Source organism: Rhodopseudomonas sp., assembly GCF_048594845.1.
Classification (GTDB): Bacteria; Pseudomonadota; Alphaproteobacteria; order Rhizobiales; family Xanthobacteraceae; genus Rhodopseudomonas.
Genome location: NZ_JBMDXE010000249.1, coordinates 1 through 24,683, shown reverse-complemented (window position 1 = coordinate 24,683; position 24,683 = coordinate 1). Strand labels below are relative to the sequence as shown.

28 protein-coding genes are annotated in these 24,683 nt (G+C 65.9%); 14 read left to right on the top strand and 14 right to left on the bottom strand.

The window, feature by feature from the left end:
• Positions 1-1,186, bottom strand: a 1,186-nt coding sequence (locus ACOJTD_RS16185; RefSeq protein ID WP_420133918.1) for an acetyl-CoA C-acetyltransferase, incomplete at its 3' end; no start/stop codon positions are given.
• Positions 1,187-1,375: 189 nt separating this feature from the next.
• Between ACOJTD_RS16185 and ACOJTD_RS16180 the strand changes: the two genes are divergently transcribed.
• From ACOJTD_RS16180 to ACOJTD_RS16170, 3 genes are all read left to right on the top strand, one after another.
• Positions 1,376-1,816 (top strand): hypothetical protein, encoded by a 441-nt coding sequence (locus ACOJTD_RS16180; protein WP_420133917.1) that lies wholly within the window; start codon positions 1,376-1,378, stop codon positions 1,814-1,816.
• Positions 1,817-2,236: 420 nt separating this feature from the next.
• The gene (locus ACOJTD_RS16175) at positions 2,237-2,704 is read left to right on the top strand and encodes a nuclear transport factor 2 family protein (RefSeq protein WP_420133916.1); all 468 of its coding nucleotides are present in this window, start codon (positions 2,237-2,239) and stop codon (positions 2,702-2,704) included.
• A 147-nt stretch (positions 2,705-2,851) separates the two neighbouring features.
• Positions 2,852-3,289, top strand: coding sequence for a hypothetical protein (locus tag ACOJTD_RS16170; RefSeq protein WP_420133915.1), 438 nt, complete (start codon positions 2,852-2,854; stop codon positions 3,287-3,289).
• Positions 3,290-3,505: 216 nt separating this feature from the next.
• Here the strand turns inward: ACOJTD_RS16170 and ACOJTD_RS16165 are convergent, their stop codons facing one another.
• The 3 genes from ACOJTD_RS16165 to ACOJTD_RS16155 all read right to left on the bottom strand — a co-directional run bounded on the left by ACOJTD_RS16165 (position 3,506) and on the right by ACOJTD_RS16155 (position 4,774).
• Entirely contained in the window at positions 3,506-3,655 is a 150-nt protein-coding gene (locus ACOJTD_RS16165) for a hypothetical protein (RefSeq protein ID WP_420133914.1), read from the bottom strand.
• 145 nt (positions 3,656-3,800) lie between these two features.
• On the bottom strand, positions 3,801-4,283 hold the full coding sequence (locus ACOJTD_RS16160) for a MaoC family dehydratase (RefSeq protein WP_420133913.1): 483 nt from the start codon (positions 4,281-4,283) through the stop codon (positions 3,801-3,803).
• A 20-nt stretch (positions 4,284-4,303) separates the two neighbouring features.
• The gene (locus ACOJTD_RS16155; protein ID WP_420133912.1) at positions 4,304-4,774 is read right to left on the bottom strand and encodes a MaoC family dehydratase; all 471 of its coding nucleotides are present in this window, start codon (positions 4,772-4,774) and stop codon (positions 4,304-4,306) included.
• Between the two features lie 81 nt (positions 4,775-4,855).
• Here ACOJTD_RS16155 and ACOJTD_RS16150 point away from each other — a divergent pair, with 81 nt between their 5' ends.
• Positions 4,856-5,149, top strand: a complete 294-nt coding sequence (locus ACOJTD_RS16150) for a DUF4282 domain-containing protein (RefSeq protein WP_420133911.1) — start codon at positions 4,856-4,858, stop codon at positions 5,147-5,149.
• A 331-nt stretch (positions 5,150-5,480) separates the two neighbouring features.
• On the opposite strand, the gene ychF is transcribed toward ACOJTD_RS16150, so the two are convergent.
• The 4 genes from ychF to ACOJTD_RS16130 all read right to left on the bottom strand — a co-directional run bounded on the left by ychF (position 5,481) and on the right by ACOJTD_RS16130 (position 8,617).
• A complete protein-coding gene (gene ychF / locus ACOJTD_RS16145; protein WP_420133910.1) occupies positions 5,481-6,578 on the bottom strand; it encodes a redox-regulated ATPase YchF in 1,098 nt (365 codons plus the stop codon).
• 124 nt (positions 6,579-6,702) lie between these two features.
• Positions 6,703-7,320, bottom strand: coding sequence for an aminoacyl-tRNA hydrolase (gene pth / locus ACOJTD_RS16140; protein ID WP_420133909.1), 618 nt, complete (start codon positions 7,318-7,320; stop codon positions 6,703-6,705).
• 21 nt (positions 7,321-7,341) lie between these two features.
• Entirely contained in the window at positions 7,342-8,034 is a 693-nt protein-coding gene (locus ACOJTD_RS16135) for a 50S ribosomal protein L25/general stress protein Ctc (RefSeq protein WP_420133908.1), read from the bottom strand.
• 304 nt (positions 8,035-8,338) lie between these two features.
• Positions 8,339-8,617 (bottom strand): accessory factor UbiK family protein, encoded by a 279-nt coding sequence (locus ACOJTD_RS16130; RefSeq protein WP_420133907.1) that lies wholly within the window; start codon positions 8,615-8,617, stop codon positions 8,339-8,341.
• Positions 8,618-8,814: 197 nt separating this feature from the next.
• Here ACOJTD_RS16130 and ACOJTD_RS16125 point away from each other — a divergent pair, with 197 nt between their 5' ends.
• The 6 genes from ACOJTD_RS16125 (at position 8,815) to ACOJTD_RS16100 (ending at position 14,302) form a co-directional block, all read left to right on the top strand.
• Positions 8,815-9,555: a dienelactone hydrolase family protein gene (locus ACOJTD_RS16125; protein ID WP_420133906.1), complete on the top strand. Its 741-nt coding sequence runs from the start codon at positions 8,815-8,817 to the stop codon at positions 9,553-9,555.
• 9 nt (positions 9,556-9,564) lie between these two features.
• Positions 9,565-10,431, top strand: a complete 867-nt coding sequence (gene lgt / locus ACOJTD_RS16120) for a prolipoprotein diacylglyceryl transferase (protein WP_420133905.1) — start codon at positions 9,565-9,567, stop codon at positions 10,429-10,431.
• Positions 10,428-11,555: a class I SAM-dependent methyltransferase gene (locus tag ACOJTD_RS16115; protein ID WP_420133904.1), complete on the top strand. Its 1,128-nt coding sequence runs from the start codon at positions 10,428-10,430 to the stop codon at positions 11,553-11,555. Before lgt ends, ACOJTD_RS16115 begins: the two co-directional genes overlap by 4 nt.
• On the top strand, positions 11,552-12,319 hold the full coding sequence (pgeF, locus tag ACOJTD_RS16110; protein ID WP_420133903.1) for a peptidoglycan editing factor PgeF: 768 nt from the start codon (positions 11,552-11,554) through the stop codon (positions 12,317-12,319). The genes ACOJTD_RS16115 and pgeF overlap by 4 nt, the downstream gene beginning before the upstream one ends.
• Before the next feature lie 244 nt (positions 12,320-12,563).
• Positions 12,564-13,193: a hypothetical protein gene (locus tag ACOJTD_RS16105; protein WP_420133902.1), complete on the top strand. Its 630-nt coding sequence runs from the start codon at positions 12,564-12,566 to the stop codon at positions 13,191-13,193.
• A gap of 155 nt (positions 13,194-13,348) precedes the next feature.
• Positions 13,349-14,302 (top strand): ribose-phosphate pyrophosphokinase, encoded by a 954-nt coding sequence (locus ACOJTD_RS16100; RefSeq protein WP_420133901.1) that lies wholly within the window; start codon positions 13,349-13,351, stop codon positions 14,300-14,302.
• Between the two features lie 288 nt (positions 14,303-14,590).
• Here the strand turns inward: ACOJTD_RS16100 and ACOJTD_RS16095 are convergent, their stop codons facing one another.
• Entirely contained in the window at positions 14,591-15,115 is a 525-nt protein-coding gene (locus ACOJTD_RS16095) for a 6,7-dimethyl-8-ribityllumazine synthase (RefSeq protein ID WP_420133900.1), read from the bottom strand.
• A gap of 382 nt (positions 15,116-15,497) precedes the next feature.
• On the opposite strand from ACOJTD_RS16095, the gene ACOJTD_RS16090 reads away from it, so the two are divergent.
• The 3 genes from ACOJTD_RS16090 (at position 15,498) to proC (ending at position 17,356) form a co-directional block, all read left to right on the top strand.
• The gene (locus ACOJTD_RS16090) at positions 15,498-16,001 is read left to right on the top strand and encodes a YbjN domain-containing protein (RefSeq protein ID WP_420133899.1); all 504 of its coding nucleotides are present in this window, start codon (positions 15,498-15,500) and stop codon (positions 15,999-16,001) included.
• 118 nt (positions 16,002-16,119) lie between these two features.
• A complete protein-coding gene (locus ACOJTD_RS16085; RefSeq protein WP_420133898.1) occupies positions 16,120-16,425 on the top strand; it encodes a GNAT family N-acetyltransferase in 306 nt (101 codons plus the stop codon).
• Positions 16,426-16,555: 130 nt separating this feature from the next.
• Positions 16,556-17,356 (top strand): pyrroline-5-carboxylate reductase, encoded by an 801-nt coding sequence (proC, locus tag ACOJTD_RS16080; protein WP_420133919.1) that lies wholly within the window; start codon positions 16,556-16,558, stop codon positions 17,354-17,356.
• A gap of 315 nt (positions 17,357-17,671) precedes the next feature.
• Here proC and ACOJTD_RS16075 read toward each other — a convergent pair whose 3' ends face one another.
• From ACOJTD_RS16075 to ACOJTD_RS16065, 3 genes are read right to left on the bottom strand one after another with little or no spacing between them, the layout of a single operon-like run.
• Complete coding sequence (locus ACOJTD_RS16075) at positions 17,672-19,060, bottom strand: ATP-binding protein (protein ID WP_420133897.1); 1,389 nt, start codon at positions 19,058-19,060, stop codon at positions 17,672-17,674.
• A gap of 5 nt (positions 19,061-19,065) precedes the next feature.
• Positions 19,066-19,791, bottom strand: a complete 726-nt coding sequence (locus ACOJTD_RS16070) for a response regulator (protein ID WP_420133896.1) — start codon at positions 19,789-19,791, stop codon at positions 19,066-19,068.
• Complete coding sequence (locus tag ACOJTD_RS16065; RefSeq protein WP_420133895.1) at positions 19,788-20,360, bottom strand: MarR family winged helix-turn-helix transcriptional regulator; 573 nt, start codon at positions 20,358-20,360, stop codon at positions 19,788-19,790. Before ACOJTD_RS16065 ends, ACOJTD_RS16070 begins: the two co-directional genes overlap by 4 nt.
• A 278-nt stretch (positions 20,361-20,638) precedes the next feature.
• Here ACOJTD_RS16065 and ACOJTD_RS16060 point away from each other — a divergent pair, with 278 nt between their 5' ends.
• Positions 20,639-21,754 (top strand): branched-chain amino acid aminotransferase, encoded by a 1,116-nt coding sequence (locus ACOJTD_RS16060; RefSeq protein WP_420133894.1) that lies wholly within the window; start codon positions 20,639-20,641, stop codon positions 21,752-21,754.
• Positions 21,755-22,019: 265 nt separating this feature from the next.
• On the opposite strand, the gene mutL is transcribed toward ACOJTD_RS16060, so the two are convergent.
• Together mutL and arfB are read right to left on the bottom strand one after the other, a co-directional pair.
• Positions 22,020-23,825 (bottom strand): DNA mismatch repair endonuclease MutL, encoded by a 1,806-nt coding sequence (mutL, locus tag ACOJTD_RS16055; RefSeq protein WP_420133893.1) that lies wholly within the window; start codon positions 23,823-23,825, stop codon positions 22,020-22,022.
• Between the two features lie 216 nt (positions 23,826-24,041).
• A complete protein-coding gene (arfB, locus tag ACOJTD_RS16050; RefSeq protein WP_420133892.1) occupies positions 24,042-24,461 on the bottom strand; it encodes an alternative ribosome rescue aminoacyl-tRNA hydrolase ArfB in 420 nt (139 codons plus the stop codon).
• Positions 24,462-24,683 lie beyond the last annotated feature (222 nt).

Here is a 24,683-nt window from a genome sequence, read left to right as displayed (position 1 = left end):
GGCCGTCGGTGCGCTCGAGCTCGTCCAGGATCGTGCCGATCAGGATCGCCCCGGTCGCACCGATGGGGTGCCCGAGCGCCATGGCGCCGCCGTTGACGTTGACCTTCTCGCGGTCGAGGTCGAGATCGCGGATGAACTTCTCCGCGACCACGGCGAACGCCTCGTTGATCTCCCAGAGGTCGATGTCCTCCTTCTTGAGACCGGCCTTCTCCAGCACCTTCTTGGCGGCCGGCACCGGGGCATTGAGCATCAGCGTCGGGTCGTCGCCGATGTTCGCCATCGCGACGATTTTGGCGCGCGGCTTCAGGCCGTGGGCGTCGGCGTACTTCTTCGACGTCAGCAGCAGCGCCGCGGCGCCGTCGACGACGCCCGACGAATTGCCGGCGTGGTGGTCGTGCTTGATGTCGAGGTCCGGGTACTTCTGGTTGATCAGCTTGCGATAGGTGGTGCCCTTGTCGTCGAGCGGATAGTCGGCCATCGCGGTGAAGGCCGGCTTCAGCGCGGCGAGGCCTTCGGCGGTCGTCTCGGGACGCGGATACTCGTCCTTCGCCAGCACGACGTTGCCGTCGTCGTCCTTGACCGGAACGATGCTCTTGTCAAAGCGGCCTTCCTTGATGGCGATCGCGGCCCGGCGCTGACTTTCGAGGCCGAGCGCGTCGAGCGTCTCGCGGCTGATGCCTTCCATGGTGGCGATCGCGTCGCCGCAGATGCCCTGATGCGACTGCGGATGCACCTTGGCGAGGCGCGCGTTGCCCGAGCCCATGCCGAGCGGCGGCTTGCCGGCCGCCATGTCTTCGGCCGCCATCGCGGCGGTCAGCGACATCATTTCGGTGCCGCCGGCAATCACCACGTCTTCCATGCCGCTCATGATCTGCGCTGCGGCGAAGTTCACCGCGGTGATGCCACCGCCGCAGAAGCGGTCGAGCGTGGTGCCGGAAGCCTTGATGTCGTAGCCGGCGTCGAGCGCCGCCATGCGGCCGAGATCGCCGCCCTGCTTGCCGCGCTGGGTCGAGGTCGACCAGATGATATCATCGACTTCGGCGGTGTTGAGCTTGTTGCGCTCGGCGATCGCCTTGAGCACGGTTGCGGCGAGATGTTGCGGATGCATATCCGCCAGTTTGCCCTTGCCGACCTTGCCGATTCCGCGGGGGGTGCGGACAGCGTCGATGATGTAGGCGTCGGCCATTATTGTTCTCCCTGTTGTTGTCTGATTTATCGGGGTTTGTTTATCGGGACTTGGCGGCGAGATTGTCCGAGCGGGCTGCGAAGTCAAGCCTTGTGCGCGATGTGGCGAATTGCCATTCAGCGCGCGCCCACGCATATTCCGCCGCGACGAATGTCAGGCGACTTCGATACGATTTGGGGGACGATAGGAATGGCCGACGCCGATCTGGATGGCATCATCCGGCAGCTCGCGAAGCAGCAGAACAAGACGCTCACCAGTGCGGTGAAGGCGCGGCGCGACCACTATCTGGGCCTCGCCGCCAAAGCGAAGGATGCCGGCGGCAAGGCCCGCGCCAAGGCGCTCGCGCAGGCTGCGATGGAGCAAGGCCAGGCTGCGGCCAAGCGACTGCAGGTCGCGGCCGATAACGCTGCGGACTCCTACGCACGCGCGATGCGCAAAGCCGCCGAGATCGCGGCCAGCGACGAAGCCGCAGCTGCCGCCAAGACCGCGACGAAAGCGGCGGCGAAGCCGGAGGCCAAGGACGCGGCGAAAAAGCCGTCCAAGAAGCCGTCGGGCGCAGCCTCGAAGGCGAAGACCAAAGCAAAGCCGGCGCCGAAATCCACCGGCAAGCCGAAAGCCCGTAAGGCCTGAGCTATCAGGCCTCCCGCTGCGGCGCGGTCCACGGCCGCAATCCGTCGTCGGCCGCGAATCACTTCGTATCACCAAGCGGCTCGACCGGGTTTCCCGGTCGCGTCGCCGATTTCCGGGCGCGCATCAGCGCATAGCAGCTCCGTGCGCGGAGACGAGCGCGGCGGTCCGGGAGGTCAAAACTGGATCGTTTGTACACAAACAAGCTGTGCAAATGGCCCCATGGCCGGACCTGCCCAACCAGTGGGCGCGAGTGTGATCGCCCGACGATTGTGCAACGCACAAAATCCGTTGCAATTGATTTACAATCTCTCTAATCCGGCAGGCGTTAGCGCAGCAAATTGCAAAGGGCCCGGCGACGATGAGGTCGCTTCGGGTGCCGCTGGCTGAATCGCAACCCAGTTCCACGTCCCGGAATCCTTCATGACAGAGCATAATCTCTGGCGTTTCTCGCGCGCATTGCATCGCGCATTGAATGACGGCCACCATCAAGAGCTCAGCGACATGATCGACGAGGACATCGATTGGGCGATGTACGGCCCGATCGACATGTTCCCGTTCTTCGGCGCGCGCCACGGCAAGGCGGCGGTGCTCGACGTGTGCCGGCAGATCGCCGACAACATCCGCATCCATCGTTACGACCGCGAGGCCATCATGCTGGGCGTCGACACCTCGGCGTCGATGATCCGCTACTCGCTGACGGCGATCGACACCAACAAGCCGATCAGCCTGCGCATGGCGCAGTTCGCGCAGTTCAGGCACGGCAAGCTGGTCAACATGCGGATCCTGATCGACACGTTCGATCTGGTCGAGCAGGCGCTCGGTCAGCCGATCAGCCTGCCCAGATTGTCTGAAAACCCGCGCCTCGTCACCAAAAAGGCCGGTTTTTAACGGCCTGTTAGCGTTTTCGGCAAAACACCGGTCTGGCGCCGCAGATTGGCCGCGATGCGGTCAAATTGCGCTGCACTGATGTTTTACGAACTTGGCGTGCGGGGGACACACCGCGCTGCTCGACCGCTCATGCAAAGGGAACAGCCGATGAATGCCATTCCATCCGAGAAGATCGACACTCCTGAGATCGATGAGAACCTCGCCGCGGTCTCCGAAGTCGAAGCGGGCATCCGCGACTTCGTCCGCAACGACATTGCCTATCTGCGTCGGCCCTCGACGGGCGCGTCGACCGGCACTGAAACTCCGGCCGCTGCCGCTCCCTCGTTCGATGCCAGCGCCGAGGCCACCGTGTCCAATGTCAATTCGCTGATCCAGCGCGTCGCCGGCACCTCCTTGGCCGAGATCGAAAACCTGATCGGTGAACTGGAAGCGCTGCGCGACCTGCTGCACGCCGAAGGCCAGCGTGTTCAGCGCGAGATCTCCGGCTACGCCCAGCTCAGCCAGCAGGCGATGAAGTCGACCCGCATGATCGCGGACAATGTCTCGCAGTGGAAGCGGAGCGCCGAGAACCTGCGCAACGGCTGATCGCGCCTTCAAATCACCACGACGTCGATCAGTGCAGCCATCGCGAGGTGGCTGCACTTTTGTTTTGGCGAGCTACAAACGCTTCTTAGGTGGCCGCCGCCACGAGCGCGCGCGCGGACGCGGCCGTCGACATCGTCAACGGCTGCAGCGTGCTGATCCGAGCTGGTTAAGAAAGTATTAACGCGAGCGCCGAGCTGCGCTCGAAGCCTCGACAGCTCAGCGGCTGGAGGTCGTCACTGCGGGAACGTCCAGGGAATACGCGCCATCCGCGTAGCCCTTCACCACCATGCCGGTGGTGATCATCACGGCCAACGTGATGGTGGCGAAGATAAAGCCCACCCATTTCAGCCCAGCCTGGTCCGCCATTGTCTTCTAGTCCCCTCGTCCTGCAACTATGTCGAGCAATGCCCGTGCAGGGTTCACAACGTCTTAATAGAATGGCCGTTCCGCGGCCGTCTCGCACAAAACGGCCGCATTTGGTTAAAATCAGAACGGCTGTTGCCTCGTGGCCTCAGTGCCCCGTCGGACGCTTCGGCACGAAGGCCGTCGCGAGAAACGAGAACACCAGTTCGCCCCGCTGATTGGTGCCGGTGTTGCGGCCCTGGACGATTCCCCATTCGGGCCGCGAATCAGACGCGCGCACCGACGCGACCTCGTTAGCATAAGTGATCGTGTCCCCGGCAAGCACCGGCTTGATCCAGCGCAAATCACGGAAGCCCGGTGAAGGTCCCCACACCGCGACCGGCTCACCACGCGCCGCCTCCGCGGCCGCCTCCCCCTGCCGCTCGAGCACGAGCAGCCGCATGCAGGCGGACGCGACGTGCCAGCCCGATGCAGCGAGGCCACCGAACAGCGAGCGACGCCCGGCCTCCTCGTCGAGATGGAACGGCTGAGGATCGAACTGCCTGGCGAAAGCGATGATGTTCTCCGCCGTGAATTCGTAGGAGCCGAGCTCGCGGCGCAGCCCGACATGCAGGTCTTCGAAGAAACGCATCGTATGACTCGCTGTGTCCGCTAATTCGATTCGTTCGCGAGTGCGGCCTCGCGACGCCGGATGATGATCGGCGAGACCATCTCGCACAACATCTGCCCCTTGGCGTTGCGGACGTGGCACTTGAACGTGACGATGCCGGTCTCGGGACGGCTGTTCGACACACGCGCCTCGACCACGTCGACCTCGATGGTGAGATCGTCGCCCGGCCGCAGCGGCGCCATCCACCGCATCTCGTTGACGCCGGGCGAACCGAGCGAAGCGGTGTCCTTGATGAAACCGTCGTACATCATTCGCATCATCAACGACGACAGATGCCAGCCAGAGCCGGACAGGCCCTGCAGCATCGACGCGGCGGCGGCGCGCTCATCGAGATGCATCGGCTGCGGGTCGAATTCCGCAGCAAAAGCGACGATCTCCTCGCGCGTCACGCGGCGAGGACCGAAACGGCCGAAGTGACCGGGGGGAAAGTCTTCGAAGGTCAGGAGGGTCATGGCATTTGCTGGTGAGAGGCCCGATTGTGGCCGTTATTGCCGGCAATCACAAGCCGCGATCGGATTGCTGGGGAGATCACAATGTTCAATTTTCGGGACCTGTTTCAATGGGACCGTTTCATCACGCCGGCGATCATCAAGCCCTTCTACTGGCTCGTGATCGCAGTCACCGTGCTGTTCGGCATCTCGGGGGTGTTCTCCGGGCTTGCAGCCATGGCGATCAGCCCGTTCGGCGGCTTCATCCTGGTGCTGTCGAGCCTCGCCTCGATTTTGGTCGGCATCGTCTTCACGCGCATCGTCGCTGAATTCATCCTGATCGTGTTCCGCATCAACGAACATCTCGGCGCGATCAGAGATCAGCAGGGATTCAGGTAGCGGCCAGGAACCACCCTGCGTTCGTCATTCCGGGGCGCGCACAAAGTGAGCGACACCGGAATCCATCCGCCGCAGCGCTCGCGGCGAAGCACTGCCTGCCTTCGACGGCCTCTTCGCAGAACATAGCTGCTGGTATTTGGATTCCGGGTTCGCGCGCCGCGCGCCCCGGAAGGACGAAGGAGAGGTGGGCGCTGGAAATCGTAGCGTTGGCATAAGCGCGTCGCGCCGTGACCACGCGGTCTTTGGACCCAGCATCCAACTACGTCAGGCGTGGGCACGCTTCGCTTTGCCCACCCTACGAGGTAACGAGCCGCGCCACGCGGCCCGCGTTTTACGTATTGAATCTGAAATGCATCACGTCGCCGTCGGCGACGACGTATTCCTTGCCTTCCAACCGCAGCTTTCCGCCGTCGCGGGCGCCGGCTTCGCCGCCGAGCGTCACGTAATCGGTGTACGCGATGGTCTCGGCGCGGATGAAGCCCTTCTCGAAGTCGGTGTGGATCACCGCCGCGGCCTGCGGCGCCTTGGTGCCCTTGGTGATGGTCCAGGCGCGCGCTTCCTTGGGACCGACCGTGAAGTACGTGATCAGGTGCAGCAGCTCGTAGCCGGCGCGGATCAGCCGGTCGAGGCCGGCCTCGTGCAGGCCCAGCGTATCGAGGAAGTCGATGCGTTCTTCGCGTGACAGCGTCGCGATCTCGGATTCGATCTTGGCCGAGATCACCACAGCGACCGCGCCTTCTTCCTTGGCGCGCGCCATTACCTGCTGCGAGAACTGATTGCCCTCGGCCGCCGAGCCTTCCTCGACGTTGCAGACGTACAGAACCGGCTTGGAGGTCAGCAGGCCGAGCATGCGAAACGCGCGCTCTTCCTCCGGCTTGCGCTCGAGGAAGCGCGCCGGCTTGCCGTCGCGCAGCAGCGTCAGCGCGCGCGTGACAAGTTCGAGTTGCTCCTTGGAATCCTTGTCGCCGCCCTTGGCCTTCTTGGTGAGGTTATCGACCCGCTTCTCGAGGCTTTCGAGGTCGGCGAGCATCAGTTCGGTCTCGATCGTCTCGATGTCGGCGAGCGGCGCGACACGGCCTTCGACATGGGTGATGTCGCCGTCTTCGAAGCAGCGCACGACATGCGCAATCGCGTCGACCTCTCGGATGGTGGCGAGGAACTGGTTGCCGAGGCCTTCACCCTTGGAGGCACCCTTCACCAGGCCGGCGATATCGACGAAGGTCAGCCGCGTCGGGATGATCTGCTGCGACTTGCCGACCTCGGCCAGCTTGTCGAGCCGCGGATCCGGCACTGCGACCTCGCCGACATTCGGCTCGATGGTGCAGAACGGATAGTTGGCCGCCTGCGCCGCCGCAGTCTCTGTCAGCGCATTGAACAGCGTCGATTTGCCGACATTCGGCAGCCCGACGATCCCGCATTTGAAGCCCATGGTGTATCCCGCTGTTCGAGCTTGGCGCCGCGACTAAGGTGAAGCGTCATACCCGGGCTTGACCCGCGTATCCATCTTCTTCGCAAGATGATGGATCGCCGGATCAAGCCCGGCGATGACGCTGTTACTTGTTGCTGCCCTTCGGCTCGCCCTTGTCGTTGTCGTAAAATCCCTTCGCCTGCATCGCCAGATGCACTTTGTTGGCGAAGGTCGCATCCTTGCCCTTGGCGATCAGGCCGGCATTGTCGGCGGCGATCTCGCACAGCGCCTCGACCCACGGCCGCTCGCTCTTGGCAAAATCGCCGAGCACGTGATTGTGCACCAGTTCCTTCGCGCCGGGATGACCGACGCCGAGCCGCACTCGCAAGTAATCGTTGCCGATATGCGCCGAAATCGAGCGCAGGCCGTTATGGCCGGCGATGCCGCCACCGACCTTCACGCGCACCTTGGCGGGCGGCAATTCGATCTCGTCGTGGAACACCGCGACTTCGCCTTGTCCGATCTTGTAGAAGCTCGCGGCATCCTGCACCGCGCGGCCGGACTCGTTCATGTAGGTCAGCGGCTTGAGCAGCGTCACGCGCTCGCCGTCCAGCGAGCCGTCCGCGGTCTCGCCCTGAAAGCGACGGCGCCATGGCGAGAAGCCATGACGCCGTGCGATCTGGTCGATGACCATGAACCCGATGTTGTGCCGGTTGTCCTGGTACTTGGCCCCAGGATTGCCCAGCCCGACAAACAAGCGCATGGGACGGCGTCTCGCGCCGGATTACTTCTTCTTCGCCGCCGGAGCCGCAGCCGCCGGAGCCTTGGCGGCAGCCGGAGCCTTGGCACCCGCCGCGGGCGCGGCAGCAGCCGGAGCGGCGCCCGTCGCGGCCGCCTTCTGCTCTTCATTGAAGCCGGACGGCGGCACGATGGTCACCAGCGTGACGTCCTCGCGCGACACCGACTTCACGCCCTTGGGCAGCGCGATGTCCGACAGATGCAGCGACACGCCGATGTCGAGGGTCGACACGTCGGCTTCGATGAACTGCGGGATGTTGTCGGCCGGGGCTTCGAGGTCGACGGTGTGGGTCACGATGTTGAAGGTGCCGCCGCGCTTCACGCCCGGAGCGACTTCGAGACCCTTCAGGTGCAGCGGCACGCTGACGCGGATGGTCGCGCCGGCGCCGAGCCGCAGGAAGTCGACGTGCAGCGGGAAGTCCTTCACCGGGTCGAGGTGATAGTCGCGCGGAATCACGCGATGCTTCTTGCCGTCGAGAACGACGTCGAAAATGGTAGTCAGGAAGCGGCCGGCCTGGATGCGCAGGCGCAGTTCCTTGTCTTCGACCGAGATCGGCAGCGGGGGCTGGTTGTCACCATAGATCACTCCCGGCACGCGGCCGGCGCGACGCTCTGCCCGGGCGGCCCCCTTGCCGCTCTTCGGACGCGCGGTCGCCTTCAATTCCAAGACGTTCGCCATCGTTACAAGTCCTTGATTTGTCAAAAATTAAAGGCCGCAACGCGGCCTCGTGCAGACGCCGCGGCAAGCCTCCAGGGGTGCGGGGGCCACGGACGTGGGCGCGTTCTAGCCGCAAAGGCCGCAAATGACAAGGAAATCGGGGAGCCAAGGCCCCGTCGAGGCGTCATTGCCGGGCTAGACCCGGCAATCCATCGTCTTCGCGAAGAGGATGGATGCCCGGGCCTTCGCCGCGCCGAAGGGGCTTCGGCCCCGCAGACGGCGGGTCAAGACCGGGCATCACGATGTGTGGCTGAAGCGGTGGCTCTCACGCCATCGCGGTCGGGGGCTCGGAGCCGCCGCCCTGGCGGGCTTCGAGGGCGGCGATGCGGGCCTTGAGAGCCTCGTTTTCCTCGCGGACGAGGCGGACCATCTCCTTGAAGGCCTCGAACTCCTCGCGCTTCACCAGATCGAGATCGCGCAGAATCTTCTCGGCCTGATTGCGCACCACGGCGTCGACCTCCCGCTTGACGCCCTGGGCAGCGCCGGCGGCGTCGTTCATCAAGCGGCCGATCTCGTCGAAAATCCGATTGTTGGTCTGGGTCATGGTCGAGAACTCCGGGGCTCTGCCGCGAGGGTCAGGCGAACGTCAGTTGTGAAGACAATGGCGACGGCGGCGGCGCACTTCAAGGCGCCGGCGCGCCGCGGTCGGCGCCTTGTCAGACTCCGGTTTCCTTGCGATGTTCGCGCCCGCATCGCAAGACCCCCATTGGCAGCCCAGCCTGAAGAGGATCGATCGCCCGCATGATCGAGCAGCAGATCGAGATCCCGACCCGCGACGGCCGCGTCAGCACCTTCATCACCCATCCAGAACGAAACGGTCCTCATCCGGTGGTGCTGTTCTTCATGGATGCGCCCGGCATTCGCGAGGAGTTGCGAGCCATGGCGCGGCGGCTTGCGACCTGCGGCTATTATGTGATGCTGCCCAGTCTGTATTACCGCTCCGGTGTGTTCGAACTCGGCCCGATCCCGCCCGAAGAAACGGCTCCCGAGCGCAAGCGCATGTACGAGCTGATGGATTCGCTCGACATCACGATGGTGATGCAGGACGCCCGAGCACTGCTCGATTTCGCCGCCGGGCAAGCCGCTGCCAGCCAGGGCCCTGCAGGCGCGGTCGGCTATTGCATGAGCGGCCGCTACGCCATCAGCGCGGCGGCGCAGTTTCCCGACCAGATCAAGGCCGCGGCGTCGATGTACGGCACGCATCTGGTGACCGACGCGCCGGACAGCCCGCACCGCAATGCGCGGAAAGCAAGTGGCGAACTGTATTTCGCCTGCGCGGAAACGGATCGGTGGGCGCCGCCGGAGACGATCGCGGCGCTGCGTGAAGCACTCATCGCCGACGGCGTGAACGCCGAGGTTGAAGTCTATCCGGGCACGCAACACGCCTTCGCATTCCCGAGCCGCCCGGTGTACGATCGCGACGCCGCAGAACGTCATTGGGAGCGCCTGTTGGCGCTGTACCGCCGCCGGCTTTCAGCGTAATCAGCCGCGATGCCCTTCTTCGCCATTGCCTTTCCCGTGTTCGATCCGGTTGCCGTCGCGATCGGCCCGTTCGCGATCCGCTGGTACGCGCTCGCCTATATCGCCGGCATCCTGCTCGGCTGGCTGTATGCCCGGATGCTGCTGCAGCGGGAGCGGCTGTGGGGCGGCCCCTCGCCGATCACCCCCGCGGCGTTCGACGACTTCATCTTGTGGGTGACGATCGGAATCATTCTCGGCGGCCGCACCGGCTACGTGCTGTTCTACAATCTCGACTTCTTCATCGCGCACCCCGCCGAGATCTTCGAGTTGTGGAAAGGCGGCATGTCGTTCCACGGCGGCTTCATGGGCTGCGTGGTCGCCGTGGCGTTGTTCGGCTGGAAGCGCAACATCCCGATTGCGTCGCTTGGCGATATCACCTGCGCGGTCGGGCCGATCGGCTTGTTTCTGGGTCGCATCGCCAATTTCATCAATGGCGAGTTGTGGGGCCGCCCGGCCGACGACACCGTGCCGTGGGCGATGGTGTTTCCCCATGCCGGCCCGCTGCCGCGGCATCCGAGCCAGCTCTATGAAGCGGGCCTCGAAGGCATCGTGCTGTTTCTGATCCTGGCGCTGATGATCCGCGCCGGCGCGCTGAAGCGGCCGGGCCTGATCATCGGCGCCTTTCTGACGTTCTACGGGCTGGCGCGCATCACCGGCGAATTCTTCCGCGAGCCCGATCCGCAGCTCGGCTTCCTGTGGGGCGGGCTGACGATGGGCATGCTGCTGTCGGTGCCGATGGTGATTGCCGGGATCGTGGTGATGCTGCTGGCGCGCCGCGCCAAGCTGACGCGGCGGGCCGCCTCGCTGCCCGCCGGCTCCAGCGAGGCGACCAAGTGACGGACTTTTCGGCGCTCTCGGAAGAGATCAAGCGGCTGATCAAATCGGCCGGTCCGATGCCCGTCTGGCGCTACATGGAGCTGTGCCTCAATCATCCGACCTACGGCTACTACGTGTCGCGCGATCCGCTCGGCCGCGAGGGCGACTTCACCACCTCGCCCGAGATCAGCCAGATGTTCGGCGAACTGCTCGGCCTGTGGTCGGCATCGGTTTGGACGGCGGCCGGCGAGCCGAGCACGTTGCGACTGGTCGAAATCGGCCCAGGCCGCGGCACCATGATGGCGGACGCTTTGCGCGCCCTGCGCGTATTGCCGCCGCTCTACCAGGCACTCAGCGTGCATCTCGTCGAGATCAACCCGGTGCTGCGCGAGAAGCAGAAGGCAACGCTGGCCGGCATTCGCAACGTGCATTGGCACAAGGACTTCGCCGAGGTGCCGGAAGGCCCTGCGGTGATCCTCGCCAACGAGTATTTCGACGTGCTGCCGATCCATCAGGCGGTGAAGCGGGAGACCGGCTGGCACGAGCGTGTGATAGAGATCAGCGGCAGCGGCGCGCTGGTGTTCGGCGTCGCGCCCGACCCGATCCCGCGCTTCGAAGTGCTGCTGCCGCCGCTGGTGCGGATGGCGCCGGTCGGTGCGGTGTTCGAATGGCGACCGGACGCCGAGATCATGAAGATCGCCACCCGCGTGCGCGACCAGGGCGGAGCGGCGCTGATCATCGACTACGGTCACGTCCGCAGCGACGTCGGCGACACCTTTCAGGCGATCGCCAAGCACAGCTTCGCCGATCCGCTGCAGAGCCCCGGCCGCGCCGATCTCACCGCGCATGTCGATTTCCAGGCGCTAGCCCGCGCCGCCGAGGATGTCGGCGCCCGCACCCACGGGCCGGTGACGCAGGGCGAATTCCTGAAGCGGCTCGGCATCGAAACACGCGCCGTGTCGCTGATGGCCAAGGCGACGCCGCAGGTGTCCGAAGATATCTCGGGCGCGCTGCAGCGGCTCACCGGCGAGGGGCGCGGCGCGATGGGTTCGATGTTCAAGGTGCTGGGCGTCACAGATCCGGCGATCGCTTCGCTGGTGGCGCTCAGCGACGCCGAACGGACCGCGCGAGGACAGCCGGCATGACCATCAGTGCGCCCCGCCTCGCCGCCATTCCCGGACTGCGCCACGCCTTCTTCAGCCGCGAAGGCGGCGTGTCGCAGGGCATCTATGCGGGCCTCAACGGCGGCATCGGCTCCAACGACGATCCGGCCCATGTGGCCGAGAACCGCAGGCGGATGGCGCAGACAATGGGCGTAGCGCCGGAGCGCTTCCTCACCTTGTATCAGGTGCATTCACCCGACGTGGCCGTGGTCGAGACGCCATGGGCCAATGCGGACCGGCCGAAGGCCGACGCACTGGTGACGGCCGTGCCGGGCATCGCGCTTGGCGTGACTGCGGCGGATTGCGGCCCGATCCTGTTTGCCGATCCCGACGCTCGGGTGATTGGCGCCGCCCATGCGGGCTGGAAGGGCGCGCTCACCGGCGTTCTCGAAGCCACGCTCGACGCCATGGATAAGCTCGGAGCTGACCGCAACCGCATCGTTGCGGCGATCGGTCCCCTGATCCGGCAGCCGAGCTATGAGGTCGGCGACGAATTCGTCGCCCGCTTCACCGTGGCGAGCCCGGACTATGCGCGGTTCTTCATCCCGGCCTCGCGTCCGGGCCATGCGATGTTCGACCTCGGCGGCTTTATCCGGATGCGGCTCGAAACCGCAGGGGTCCGGCAGATCGACGACACCGGCATCGACACCTATCCGGACGAGAATTTCTTCAGCTATCGCCGCTCCGTTCACCGCTCCGAGCCGGATTACGGCCGCGCGGTTCACGCCATCGCGCTCCAGCCCTAACTGGCTTGCGCGCGTCGCCCTCGGCCTAAAAGTGAACGACCATTAACCACACTCGTTCACACCTGTGGGCGTTGCGACCCGCCAAAAACTCAATCAAACTGCTGAAAATTTTAATGAAATCTGGTCCAGCGGCGCATCCCAATGGTTAACCTGGGCGTCGCCCCACCCTAGACCTTAACGCATTTTAACGATATCGCTTGGTCCGTCCGGCGGCTTCGCGGCCGCGCTTTCGACAGGACTTTGCATGACGACTCGCCGCCTTCCCGAGCCCGCCACGCGATTTATGCGCGCCGCCCTATTGCTGGGCCTGATGGGGGGATTGGCCGGCTGCGTCACCGAAGGCGGCCCCGGCGCCGGACCGATGGCTTCGGCTGGCGGATCGACCATCGCGTTCGACTCGATCGATGGGCCGCCGCCGCAAGTGTTCGACCGCATGGTGTCGGTGCTCGACAGCGAAGCGAAGCTCCGCCGCGTCGCCGTGGTGTCGCGTGACGGCTCCGCCGCCTATCGGGTGCGCAGCTATCTCTCCGCACAGGTCCGCGGCAACCGCACCAACATCGCCTGGGTCTGGGACGTTTACGACCGCAACCAGCAGCGCGCGCTGCGACTGTCCGGCGAGGAGCCGGCCAGCCGCTCGGGCGGCCGCGACGCCTGGGGCCAGGCCGACGACACCGTGCTGCGTCGAATCGCACAGGCCGGGTTGACCGGGGTCAGCGGTTTGGTGAACGGGACCTTACCGGCCGAGCCGGCGACCGAAGCCCCGGCTGTACCGAGCGCGCCGTCATCATCCGGACCGGCCATCGCCGGTGCCGAGCCTGCCCCTGCAGCGAGCGGAGACGCACCCGTAAGCTCAATGAGCTTCGCCGCTCGCTGAACGCTACCTATGTCGAATCCGCATCGGAAAACCGCCTGCGACGGGTTGCCATCGCACGCTGGCGGCTGATATCACCTGCGCTCGCAAAGACGTCCGTTTTTCGTGAGTCAACCGATATGCTGAACGTAGTATCCACCACGCGGGGAGACGCGTCGATGTCGGGCAAGAACGGCTCCGTCAAACTGGTGGCCGGCAATTCCAACCCGGCTCTGGCGCGCGACATCGCCGAGTGGCTGAAGATGCCGCTGACCAAGGCCAGCGTCCGCCGCTTCGCCGACAACGAGATCTTCGTCGAGATTCAGGAGAATGTCCGCGGCTCGGACGTGTTCATCCTGCAGTCGACCTCGTTCCCGGCGAACGATCACCTGATGGAACTTCTGATCATCACCGATGCGCTGCGCCGCGCCTCTGCGCGCCGCATCACCGCGGTGATCCCGTATTTCGGCTACGCTCGCCAGGATCGCAAGGTCGGCTCGCGCTCGCCGATCTCGGCCAAGCTAGTCGCCAATCTGATCACCCACGCCGGTGTCGACCGGGTGATGACGCTGGACCTCCACGCCGGCCAGATCCAGGGCTTCTTCGATATCCCGACCGACAACCTTTACGCCTCGCCGGTGATGGTGCGCGACATCAAGGAGCGCTTCGATCTGTCGAAGGCGATGGTGGTGTCGCCCGACGTCGGCGGCGTGGTCCGCGCCCGCGGTCTGGCCAAGCGTCTCAACACGCCGCTCGCGATCATCGACAAGCGCCGCGAACGCGCCGGCGAGTCCGAAGTGATGAACGTGATCGGTGAGGTCGAGGGCTACACCTGCATTCTGCTCGACGACATCGTCGACTCCGGCGGCACGCTGGTGAACGCCGCCGAGGCGCTGCTCGCCAACGGCGCCACCGAAGTCTACGCCTACATCACTCACGGCGTGCTGTCGGGCGGCGCCTGCGCCCGCATCACCGGCTCCAAGCTAAAAGAGCTGGTGATCACCGACTCGATCCAGCCGACCGAAGCGGTTCGTAACGCCCACAACATCCGAACCCTATCGATCGCCTCGCTGATCGCCGAAGCCATCGGCCGCACGGCGTCGGAAGAGTCGGTGTCGAGCCTGTTCGACTAAACCGCTCCGCTCTCTTGTGTCGTTCCGGGGCGCGCGAAGCGCGAGCCCGGAATCCATCTCCCCCGACATCGATGATGATGCACAGAGGCTGCCACCTCGCGCCTCGACGCGAGTCCAGGGGATATGCGGCTGAGTATCTCCCGTGTCCCGGGCGCGGTGCCGCGCGTAGCGCTGCTCCGCAGAACCGGGACCCCGCTTATCCTCCACGAGACCGCACCGGGGCCCCGGATCAGCAGCGCACCACGCCGCGAAGAGCGGCGCGCTGCGCAGCATCCCGGGCACGAAATGCTACACGATCCCCGCCGCGACCTGCCCGCGTAGTCGCTCGAGGCTGAGCAGCGTGTCGGCGCAGGCGTGGGCGACTTCGGCGCCTTTGGTGGAGAAATGCTGCTTGAAGAACGCGGCCTGCTCGTCACCGCTGTCCAGCGTCTGGGGCGTCGCGATCGCCGAGAACACCGGCACTTCGGTGCGGAGCTGCACGTCCATCAGCGCCCGGATCACCGTCTCGGCGACGAAGCCGGTCAGGCCGCCATCGACCACCAGACCGGCCGCGACGATCGCCGTGTAGCGCCGCGTCTTCGCCAGCGTCTGCACGTGGAGCGGAATTTCGAACGAGCCCGGCACCTCGAACAGATCGACCTGCGACTCCGCGACGCCGCGCACCACGATCTCGCGCGCGAAGGCCTGCCAGCATTCCGCGACCACGTCGTGATGCCAGGACGACTGCACGAAGGCCACGCGCTGCGGCCGCGCGAACCGCGGATAGGCGGACGCAGGCGGCGCTGCTGGGGGATCGGTCATGGTCTCGGTCATCTGGGCACTCACTTCGGCTCTGGAACGAAGCTCAGGCTACCAGTGCGCGCGATCGAATCAAAGGATCGTGGCCAAGCGGAACGGCGTATCCGGGAAGCTGCAGCATCCGCGCGAGACTCGCGATAGGTGAAATCCAACCACCCGACTCGTGCAACGCGAATCCGATTCCGCTTTGTTCTGCGGCAAGATGATCGAACTGTGGACGGGCCGCCCTTTGGCTGTGGATGGACTCGCCTCGGGATTGCACGGATTCGGCAAATCACATCATTTCATCACTGCAACCTCGGTTCGTCCGGATCACGCGCGAAGCACGATCCACCGGGCACAGGCGCGTACAGACCTGCCACGTATCAGGCACATCCTAACTAAAGGTCGAGACGGCATGGCCATGCTCGAAGGCATCTTCGATTCCCGCAACAACAACCCGCTCTCGGCGGTCGAGGACATCGCGGCCTCGAACGATCTGGTATTCGAACGGTCGGGCGAAGACGAAATCACCATTGCGGCCAAGGGCCAGTGGACCGACTACACGCTGTCCTTCACCTGGATGGGCGAGATCGAAGCGCTGCATCTGGCCTGCGCTTTCGACATGAAAGTGCCGACGGCGCGGCGCGGCGAGACGCAGCGGCTGATCGCGGCGATCAACGAACAGCTCTGGGTTGGTCACTTCGATATCTGGACGCATACCGGTACGATCATGTACCGCCAGGCGCTGATACTTCCCGGCGGATTGTCGGCGACGAGCGCTCAGTGCGAGACGATGCTGATCAGTTCGATCACCGCCTGCGAACGTTACTACCCGGCGATCCAGTTCATGGTCTGGGCCGGCAAGACTGCGTCGGAAGCGATGAGCGCCGCGATGTTCGATACCGAAGGCGAGGCGTGAGCGCGAGGCCGCGCATCGTCGTCCCCGACAAGCCGGGCGATCAGGATCGCACCGCCGTCCTCAACGCACTGATCGCTCACAACGAGAAGGCCGCCGGCCCATCCGGCTTCCAGCAGGTGTGCTTGCTGGTCGAAGACCCCGAGACCGGCGCCGCTTTGGCGGCCTGTGGGGCCGGATCACCTACGACTGGCTGTTCGTCGAATTGCTGGCGCTGCCCGAGTCCACGCGCCACGCCGGTCTCGGCACCGAGATCCTCACCCGGGCAGAAACCATCGCGCGCGAGCGCGGATGCGTCGGGGTCTGGCTCGACACCTACGCGTTTCAGGCGCCCGGCTTCTACGAGAAGCGCGGCTACGAGGTGTTCGGCAGCATCGCGGATCATCCCCGCGGCTCGCACCGGCTGTTCTACAAGAAGGTGCTGTAAGCCTTTCGCGCCGTGCATGGGACGTCGTTGCACCGGCCGGTGCGGTTGCAATGGGCCCGCGTCCGGCCTACGCCAGCGTGTCCCTTTCAGCCGAGGAAGCTTCACCGTGCCGTCCAATCCATTCGACCTGATGACTGGCTCACTCGTTCTCGCCGGCGCCGGCAAGATGGGCGGCGCGATGCTGTCCGGCTGGCTGGCGCAAGGGCTCGACGCCGGCAATGTCGTGGTGGTCGATCCGCAGCCGTCCGACGAGATCAAGGCGCTGACCGCGCGGGGCGTCCGCATCAACGCCGCTGCCGGCAATGTCGGCGCGGTGTCGACGCTGGTGGTCGCGGTGAAGCCGCAGACCTTCACAGGCGCTGCCGAAGCGCTTCGCGCTTATGTCGGTGCCTCCACGCTGGTGGTCTCGGTGATGGCCGGCAAGCCGATCGCGGCGCTGGCCGCTGGCGTCGGAGGTCACATCGTCCGCGCGATGCCGAACACCCCGGCGGCGATCGGCCGCGGCATCACCGTGGCGGTCGCGGCGAGTGACGTCACCGCCGAACAGCGCGCTACCGCTGACGCACTGCTGCGCGCCACCGGCGGGGTCGAGTGGGTCGAGGACGAAGCGCTGATCGATGCGGTGACCGCCGTGTCCGGCTCCGGCCCGGCCTACGTCTTCCTGCTCGCCGAAGAACTGGCCCGCGCCGGCGTCGAAGCCGGCCTGCCCGAGGCGCTGGCCATGACCCTCGCCCGCGCGACCGTCGCCGGCTCCGGCGAACTGCTGCACCGCTCCGACCTCGACGCCGCCACGCTACGCAAAAACGTCACCTCGCCCGGCGGCACCACCGCCGCCGCGCTCGAGGTGCTGATGGCCGACGACGGTTTCCGTCCGCTGCTGACCAAGGCCGTTGCGGCGGCGGCGAAGCGGTCGCGGGAATTGGCGAAGTAGTTGTAAGTTGAAGCGTCATTCGCGGGCTTGAACCGCGTATCCATCGCGCGCGGAAGCGCGTTTCATATCCAACGGCACTTTGCGAAGAGGATGGATTGCCGGGTCAAGCCCGGCAATGACACTCTTCGGCTGGTAGCGTCACCCCACACACCCACGTCATCGCCCGGCTACTGGGCGACCTCGTATTCCAGAGCACCGGTTAGTTACAACAGCCGCTCTGCAATACTGGATCACCCGCATATGCGGGTGATGACGGCGGAGAGTGGAGGGAGCGCTGCGCGCTGCACCGCGTCCGGGACACGAGACGATAGGTCGCTACACCGGCACCCGCACCGTCGCGCGCAAGCCGCCCATAGGGCTGTCGCCGAGGGTGATGTCGCCGCCGTGGGAACGGGCGATGTCGCGGGCGATGGCAAGGCCGAGGCCGGTTCCACCTTCGTCCTGATTGCGGGCGTCATCGAGCCGCAGGAACGGCTTGAACACTTCCTCGCGCATCGCCATCGGAATGCCGGGGCCGTCGTCGTCGATCATCACCGTGAGATAACGGTGATCGCGCTGCCCCGTGATGGCGATGGTGTCGGCGTGGCGGGCCGCGTTCGACACCAGATTGGCGAGGCAGCGCTTGAACGAGGCGGGCTTCACCGTCACCACGGGCTGGCCGGTGAAAGCCACGGTGGCGGTGTGACCGTGGCGCTCGGCGTCGCTTCGCAGCTCTTCGAGCGCCGCCGCCATGTCGGTCGGCTGCGCCTGTTCGCCGCTGTCGCCGCGCGCGAACGACAGATAGGCCTCGAGCATCGCCGCCATCTCGTCGACGTCCTTGCGCATGCCCTCGGTCTCGGGCGCATCACCGATCAGCTCGAGCTCGAGCTTGAAGCGCGTCAGGATGGTGCGCAGATCGTGCGACACGCCGGCCAGCATCGCGGTGCGCTGTTCGATCGAGCGCTCGACGCGGCTTTTCATTTCAATGAACGCGTAGGCGGCGCGCCGGACCTCCCGAGCGCCGCGCGGCTTGAAGTTCGGCGCGTCGCGGCCCTTACCGAAACTCTCGGCGGCATCGGCCAGTCGCAGGATCGGCCGGATCTGGTTGCGCAAAAACAGCACCGCGACGATCAGCAGCACCGTCGAAGTGCCGACCATCCATAAGAGGAATATCTCCGAATTCGACGCATAGGCGGCGCTGCGCAGCGCGAACACCCGCATCACCGCGTCGTCGAGCTGAATGCGGATTTCGACCAGGTTGGAGCGACCGACGGTGTCGATCCAGAACGGCCGCGCGATCTGCCGGCTGATCTGCTTGCTGATCGACTGATCGAGCAGCGAGAAGAACGGCTTCGGCCCGGGCGGCGGCATCTCGCCGGGACCGAGGAAATCGACCACGAGGCCAAGCCGCGTCTGCGCGATCCGGCGCAGCGCCGCATTGTCCTTGTCCTGGGGGAAGCTCTTGTAGACGTCGATCAGCGCCGCGATGTCCTGCACCACCGCCGCCGACAGCCGCTGCGTCACCGTGTTCCAGTGCCGCTCCATGAACACGAAGGCGATCACCGACTGCAGCAACACCATCGGCACGATGATGATCAGCAGCGCACGGGCATACAGCCCCTTCGGCATAAAGTCGTTGAAGCGCTGCCCCAGATAACCATTGGCCGCCGACACCCGCCGCGACGCGGACCGGATCAGCGTGAGCCCGGTGTCGAGCGTGCTCATGATGGCTACGGCGCCGCCACCAGGCGATAGCCGATGCCGCGGACGGCTTGCAGGAACAGCGGATTGGCGGGATCGCGCTCGATCTTGCGACGCAGGCGGTTGATCTGCACGTCGACGGCGCGCTCGTTGGCGTTGCCGCCGCCGCCGGTGAGTTCGCCGCGCGGCACCGTTTCGCCGGGGGCGGCCGCCAGCACCCGCAGCATGTCGCGCTCGCGATCGGTGAGATGGATGATCTCGTCGCCCTGGCGCAGCTCGCCGCGATCGATGTGAAACACGTAGGGCCCGAACGCGATGGTCTCGGCCTTGACGGCCGGCGCCGGCGACGTCCGCTTCAGGATATTACAGATCCGCAGCAGCAGTTCGCGCGGCTCGAACGGCTTGGCAACGTAGTCGTCGGCGCCGAGCTGCAGGCCTTCGATCCGCGCCTCCGCCTCGTGGCGCGCCGTCAGCATCACGATCGGCACGTCGGACTCGGTGCGGATCGAGCGCGCCAGATCGAACCCGGTCTCGCCCGGCATCATCACGTCGAGGATCAGCAGATCGAAGTTCAGCCCGGCCAGCTTGGCGCGCGCATCGGGCACGCTCTGCGCCGTCGTGACGCGATAGCCCTCGCTGGCGAGAAAGCGCGACAGCAGATCGCGAATGCGGCGATCGTCGTCGACCAGCAGCAGATGCGGAGCATCGTCGGCTGGGCGAACCGGCTTCTTGGCCAATGCGGCGAGCTGGATCACGTCACATCCTTTGCGCTGGCGCCAGCCTTGGCCTGCAGAATGGTCTGGAGCACCTTGTCCGGATCATCGCGGTCGATCATGGCGCGCAGGAATTTGCTCACGGCCTCGGCTTCACCGGGACCGAAGCCACGCAGCGCATGGGCGATGCGGTCGGTCTGCAGTCCGGCGAGCTTCACCACCAGCGCCTCGCCCTTGGGGGTGGCGAAAAGAAGGCGTTGGCGGCGGTCGCTGTCGCCGGCCTTCTGCACGATGTAGCCCTCGTCCAGCAGTTGCTTCAGCACCCGACCCAGCGACTGCTTGGTGATGCGCAGCACGTCCAGCAGATCGGCCACAGTTAGACCCGGGTACCGGCAGACGAAATGCACCACCCGGTGATGGGCGCGGCCGAAGCCGAACGCTTCGAGCACATGGTCGGCATCCCCGACGAAGTCCCGATAGGCGAAAAACAGCAGCTCGATAATGTCCCAGCGCGGCGCCGGCGCCCCCGCGTCCGGCTCCAGAGGCGGCGACAGCTCAGCCGGCGTGCGCTCATCCCGGTGGACAGAAGCTTTGAAATTTATGTCAGTCATGTTGACATATCTGGGTCTTATGTTACAAAACCGCCGACCAAGACGAAATATTCGACTATTCCGCTTGCGACCTTTCACCCCGCAGTCCGATAACCAGATGCGGCGAAACGGCTTGCATGCGAATGTCGGACGGCTCGGCCGAAACATAGCGGAGTTCGAGGATTCCGCCAAAGCATGTCTCCCGGCGGGGCCGGGGGCCATTCACCCAGCGCGGCCGGCGACTGCCGGGCTCGCACAACACGGCCACCTGCAGGCGCGCCGATCCAGGAGACAGGTCCATGGGAATCTCGTTCGACAAAAAGGTCGACGGCTCGGTCTGGCTGAATTTCGACATCCAGCCCACGGCGCAGCCGACGGAGGTGCAAAACCGCGTCGACAAGCTGAAGGACCCAGGGTTCGGCCGGGTGTTCACCGACCACATGGCGTTGGTCCGCTATGAGCACGGCAAGGGCTGGCACAGCGCCAAGATCGAATCCCGCGGCAACTTCCCGCTCGATCCGGCCACCGCCGTGCTGCACTACGCGCAGGAAATCTTCGAGGGCCTGAAGGCCTACAAGCGCGCCGACGGCGGCGTGAACCTGTTCCGGCCGGACGCCAATGCCCGACGCTTCCGCGACTCTGCGGACCGCATGGCGATGGCGCAGCTTCCGGAAGAGATCTTCATCGAGGCGATCGAGCAGGTCGTGCGCATCGACCGCGACTGGATCCCGGGCGGCGAAGGCAGCCTGTATCTGCGGCCGTTCATGATCGCCAGCGAGATCTTCCTCGGTGTCAAGCCGTCGGCCGAATACATTTTCTCGGTGATCGCCTCGCCGGTCGGCTCGTACTTCAAGGGCGGCCCGGCTCCGGTGTCGATCTGGGTGTCGGAGCACTACACCCGCGCGGCGATCGGCGGCACCGGCGGCGTCAAATGCGGCGGCAACTACGCGGCCAGCCTGCGTGCGCAGGCCGAGGCGATCGAGCACGGCTGCGATCAGGTGGTGTTCCTCGACGCAGTCGAGCGCAAGTACATCGAAGAGCTGGGCGGCATGAACGTGTTCTTCGTGTTCGAGGACGGCTCGCTGACGACGCCGCCGCTCGGCACCATCCTGCCCGGCATCACCCGCGACTCGATCATCGCGCTGGCGCGCGAGGCCGGCCGCACGGTCCGCGAAGAGCCTTACACGATCCAGCAATGGCGCGCGGACGCCGCCAGCGGCAAGCTGAAGGAAGCCTTCGCCTGCGGCACCGCCGCGGTGATCTCGCCGATCGGCACGGTGCGCTCGGTGAGCGGCGACTTCACCATCAATGGCGGCGTCGCCGGCGATGTCGCGATGGGCCTGCGCAAGCAGCTCGTCGACATCCAATACGGCCGCGCGCCGGACAACCACGGCTGGATCAGGAAGGTGTTCTGAGGCAAGCCTCTCCACGAGTCATTCCGGGGCGCGTGGCGAAGCGGAGCGAACCCAGAATCTCTTTGCTGACAACCTCGATCCGACCGCTGAGTAACCTCCCCCGCGTGCGGGGGAGGTCGACGCGCGAAGCGCGGCGGGTGAGGGCCCTCCCCTCCACAAGTCGGAGAGTCGGCGGCTGGGGCGCCCTCACCCCAGCCCTCTCCCGCAAGCGGGAGAGGGAGCGCGCTGCGGTTGGGGCGCGAGCCGTGCGACTACGCAGCGCCAATTATCTCCGCCCGAACAGCTTCTCGATATCCGTCAGGGTCAGTTCGACGTAGGTTGGCCGGCCGTGGTTACATTGGCCGGAATTTGGCGTCGATTCCATTTCGCGCAGCAGCGCGTTCATTTCCTCGGGCTTGAGCACGCGCCCTGCCCGCACCGAGCCGTGGCACGCCATCGTCGCCGCGACATGCATCAGGCGTCGCTCCAGCGGCAGCGCTTCGTCCCATTCGGCCATGTGCTCGGCGAGGTCGCGCAGCAAAGACGCCGCATCGGTCTTGCCGAGCAGCGACGGCGTCTCGCGCACCGCCACGGCGCCGGGGCCGAAACTCTCGATCACCAGACCAAACTTCGCCAGCTCCTCGGCGCGCCCGAGCAGGCGCTCCACCGTGGCCTCGTCCATCTCGACGATATCGGGAATCAGCAGGATCTGACGCTGCACGCCGTTGGCGTCGAGCGACGCCTTGAGCCGCTCGTAGACGATGCGTTCGTGCGCGGCGTGCTGATCGACGACGATCAGTCCGCCACGGGTTTGCGACACGATGTAGGTCTCGTGGATCTGCGTGCGCGCCGCGCCGAGCGGACGGTCGAGCAGATCGGGTGCGACCTCGTGAGGGCGAATGTCCGCGCTCGGCGCACCGACGTCGAATGCCGCCTGGCTGCGTTCGGCGAAGGATGACGCCGCAAACCCGGCGACGCCACCGACCGGATAGGACGGCGAACTCCGCCAGTCCCAATTCGCCGGAGATGCCGATGGCGCCACGCCGGGACGGAACGTCGAGATCACGCTGCCGGCGCTGTTCGCAGCGGTGCGGCGGCCCTCGCGGGCTAAGCCATCCTTGAGAGCATGCACGATCAGCGCCCGCACCAGGCCGGCATTGCGGAAGCGCACTTCGGTCTTGGCCGGATGCACGTTGGCGTCGACCTCGCGCGAGTCGAGTGTGACGAACAGCGCGAGCACCGGATGGCGGTCGCGCGGCAAGTAATCGGCGTAGGCGCCCCGCACCGCGCCGAGGATCAGCTTGTCGCGCACCGGACGGCCGTTGACGAACAGATACTGGCCGAGCGCGTTGGCGCGGGTCAGCGACGGCGCCGCAGCGAAGCCTTCGACCACGACGCCTTCCCGCTCGGCGCGGACTTCGATCGCATTGGCGCGGAAGTCCGCGCCGAGAATATCGCCGAGCCGGATCAACTGCCCCGGCGCGCCCGGCAGCGCCGCCGCCCAGGTCACCGGCGCCCGCTCCTCGCCGGCGAGCGTAAAGGCGACATCCGGCCGCGCCATCGCCAGCCGGCGCACCACTTCGCGGATTGCCTCGGCTTCGGTGCGGTCTGTCTTGAGAAACTTCAGCCGCGCCGGCGTGGCGAAGAACAGATCGGCGACTTCGACGCGGGTGCCCTGGCTCAGCGCTGCCGGCGCAATCGGCGTCTTGTCGCCGCCCTCGACGCGCAGCGCCCAGGCGTGCGGCTCGCCCGCATGCCGCGTGGTGATCGACAGCCGCGCCACCGCGCCGATCGACGGCAGTGCCTCGCCGCGAAAGCCGAGCGTGCGGATCGCCAGCAGGTCCTCGTCGTCGAGCTTGGAGGTGGCATGGCGATCGACCGCAAGCGCGAGGTCGGCTGCAGTCATGCCGGAGCCGTCGTCGGCGATCACAATCTTCCGCCGCCCGCCGCCGTCACTGAAAATATCGATACGGCTGGCGCCGGCATCGATGGCATTCTCCACAAGCTCCTTCACCACACTCGCCGGCCGCTCCACCACCTCGCCGGCGGCGATCCGGTTGACGATGGTTTCGGGGAGTTGGCGAACGGGCATGCGGGCATCCGGAGAATCGGGCGTGCAATGTAGGAGATTTTGCCGAGAGGTGGGAGCCTACCCAGCGTGCCCCGGATGCTGTGCAACGCGCCGCGCAGCGGCGTGGTGCACTGCTGATCCGGGGCCCCGGTTTTTACGGGTTGAAACAACCGGGGTCCCGGATCTGCGCAGCAGCACTGCGTGCTGCATCGCGTCCGGGACACGGCGGGGGGTGAACTAATCGTCGAAGCTCTTGCCGCTGCGGCCGGCCTTGACGTCGCCGCGGCGTTTCTTGCCTTCGAGGCGGCGCTTCTTGGAGCCGAGTGTCGGCCGCGTCGCGCGGCGCGGGATCGGGCGGACCAGCGAGGCCTTCAGCAGCTCTTCGAGGCGCTCCAGCGCATCCGCCTTGTTGCGCTCCTGGGTGCGATGGCGGTCGGCGCGAATGACGATCACGCCGTCCTTGGTCATGCGCTGGCCGGCAAGGCCGACCAGCCGCGCGGCGGCGTCCTCGGGCAGCGCGATCTTTGCGGTGTCGAAGCGGAGTTGCGCCGCGGTGGCGAGCTTGTTGACGTTCTGCCCGCCCGGCCCGGAGGCGCGGATGAAGCTGATCTCGATGTCATCCTCGTCGACCACGAGGTTGCGGCTGATCCGCAGCATGGGGCACCAATACGGTTGATGCCGCGCGGACCGCACGGCGCGAGCGCTGTCTAGCATATTTGCTAGCCGAAGCACTCGCCCGCCACCGCGGCGCGCGCCCTCGCCCCGCTCTTGCGGGGAGAGGGGTGGGGTGAGGGGCTCTCTCCGCGAGTCTCAGGTTCTCGGCCGCGTTGAGACGCCGGGGCCCCCCCCCCCCCCCCGCCCGCGGCCCCACACCCCCCC

What these genes read in the sequence shown, in the direction of transcription:
- ACOJTD_RS16170 (WP_420133915.1), top strand. Translation starts at nt 2,852, where the DNA reads ATGAATGCCATTCCATCCGAGAAGATCGACACTCCTGAGATCGATGAG.
- lgt (WP_420133905.1), top strand. Translation starts at nt 9,565, where the DNA reads ATGCCCTTCTTCGCCATTGCCTTTCCCGTGTTCGATCCGGTTGCCGTC.
- ACOJTD_RS16155 (WP_420133912.1), bottom strand. Translation starts at nt 4,774, where the DNA reads ATGACCCTCCTGACCTTCGAAGACTTTCCCCCCGGTCACTTCGGCCGT.
- ACOJTD_RS16125 (WP_420133906.1), top strand. Translation starts at nt 8,815, where the DNA reads ATGATCGAGCAGCAGATCGAGATCCCGACCCGCGACGGCCGCGTCAGC.
- ACOJTD_RS16075 (WP_420133897.1), bottom strand. Translation starts at nt 19,060, where the DNA reads ATGAGCACGCTCGACACCGGGCTCACGCTGATCCGGTCCGCGTCGCGG.
- pgeF (WP_420133903.1), top strand. Translation starts at nt 11,552, where the DNA reads ATGACCATCAGTGCGCCCCGCCTCGCCGCCATTCCCGGACTGCGCCAC.
- pth (WP_420133909.1), bottom strand. Translation starts at nt 7,320, where the DNA reads ATGCGCTTGTTTGTCGGGCTGGGCAATCCTGGGGCCAAGTACCAGGAC.
- ACOJTD_RS16150 (WP_420133911.1), top strand. Translation starts at nt 4,856, where the DNA reads ATGTTCAATTTTCGGGACCTGTTTCAATGGGACCGTTTCATCACGCCG.
- ACOJTD_RS16180 (WP_420133917.1), top strand. Translation starts at nt 1,376, where the DNA reads ATGGCCGACGCCGATCTGGATGGCATCATCCGGCAGCTCGCGAAGCAG.
- ACOJTD_RS16095 (WP_420133900.1), bottom strand. Translation starts at nt 15,115, where the DNA reads ATGACCGAGACCATGACCGATCCCCCAGCAGCGCCGCCTGCGTCCGCC.
- mutL (WP_420133893.1), bottom strand. Translation starts at nt 23,825, where the DNA reads ATGCCCGTTCGCCAACTCCCCGAAACCATCGTCAACCGGATCGCCGCC.
- arfB (WP_420133892.1), bottom strand. Translation starts at nt 24,461, where the DNA reads ATGCTGCGGATCAGCCGCAACCTCGTGGTCGACGAGGATGACATCGAG.
- ychF (WP_420133910.1), bottom strand. Translation starts at nt 6,578, where the DNA reads ATGGGCTTCAAATGCGGGATCGTCGGGCTGCCGAATGTCGGCAAATCG.
- ACOJTD_RS16135 (WP_420133908.1), bottom strand. Translation starts at nt 8,034, where the DNA reads ATGGCGAACGTCTTGGAATTGAAGGCGACCGCGCGTCCGAAGAGCGGC.
- ACOJTD_RS16100 (WP_420133901.1), top strand. Translation starts at nt 13,349, where the DNA reads ATGTCGGGCAAGAACGGCTCCGTCAAACTGGTGGCCGGCAATTCCAAC.
- ACOJTD_RS16160 (WP_420133913.1), bottom strand. Translation starts at nt 4,283, where the DNA reads ATGCGTTTCTTCGAAGACCTGCATGTCGGGCTGCGCCGCGAGCTCGGC.
- ACOJTD_RS16090 (WP_420133899.1), top strand. Translation starts at nt 15,498, where the DNA reads ATGGCCATGCTCGAAGGCATCTTCGATTCCCGCAACAACAACCCGCTC.
- ACOJTD_RS16060 (WP_420133894.1), top strand. Translation starts at nt 20,639, where the DNA reads ATGGGAATCTCGTTCGACAAAAAGGTCGACGGCTCGGTCTGGCTGAAT.
- ACOJTD_RS16130 (WP_420133907.1), bottom strand. Translation starts at nt 8,617, where the DNA reads ATGACCCAGACCAACAATCGGATTTTCGACGAGATCGGCCGCTTGATG.
- ACOJTD_RS16105 (WP_420133902.1), top strand. Translation starts at nt 12,564, where the DNA reads ATGACGACTCGCCGCCTTCCCGAGCCCGCCACGCGATTTATGCGCGCC.
- ACOJTD_RS16175 (WP_420133916.1), top strand. Translation starts at nt 2,237, where the DNA reads ATGACAGAGCATAATCTCTGGCGTTTCTCGCGCGCATTGCATCGCGCA.
- ACOJTD_RS16065 (WP_420133895.1), bottom strand. Translation starts at nt 20,360, where the DNA reads ATGACTGACATAAATTTCAAAGCTTCTGTCCACCGGGATGAGCGCACG.
- ACOJTD_RS16165 (WP_420133914.1), bottom strand. Translation starts at nt 3,655, where the DNA reads ATGGCGGACCAGGCTGGGCTGAAATGGGTGGGCTTTATCTTCGCCACC.
- proC (WP_420133919.1), top strand. Translation starts at nt 16,556, where the DNA reads ATGACTGGCTCACTCGTTCTCGCCGGCGCCGGCAAGATGGGCGGCGCG.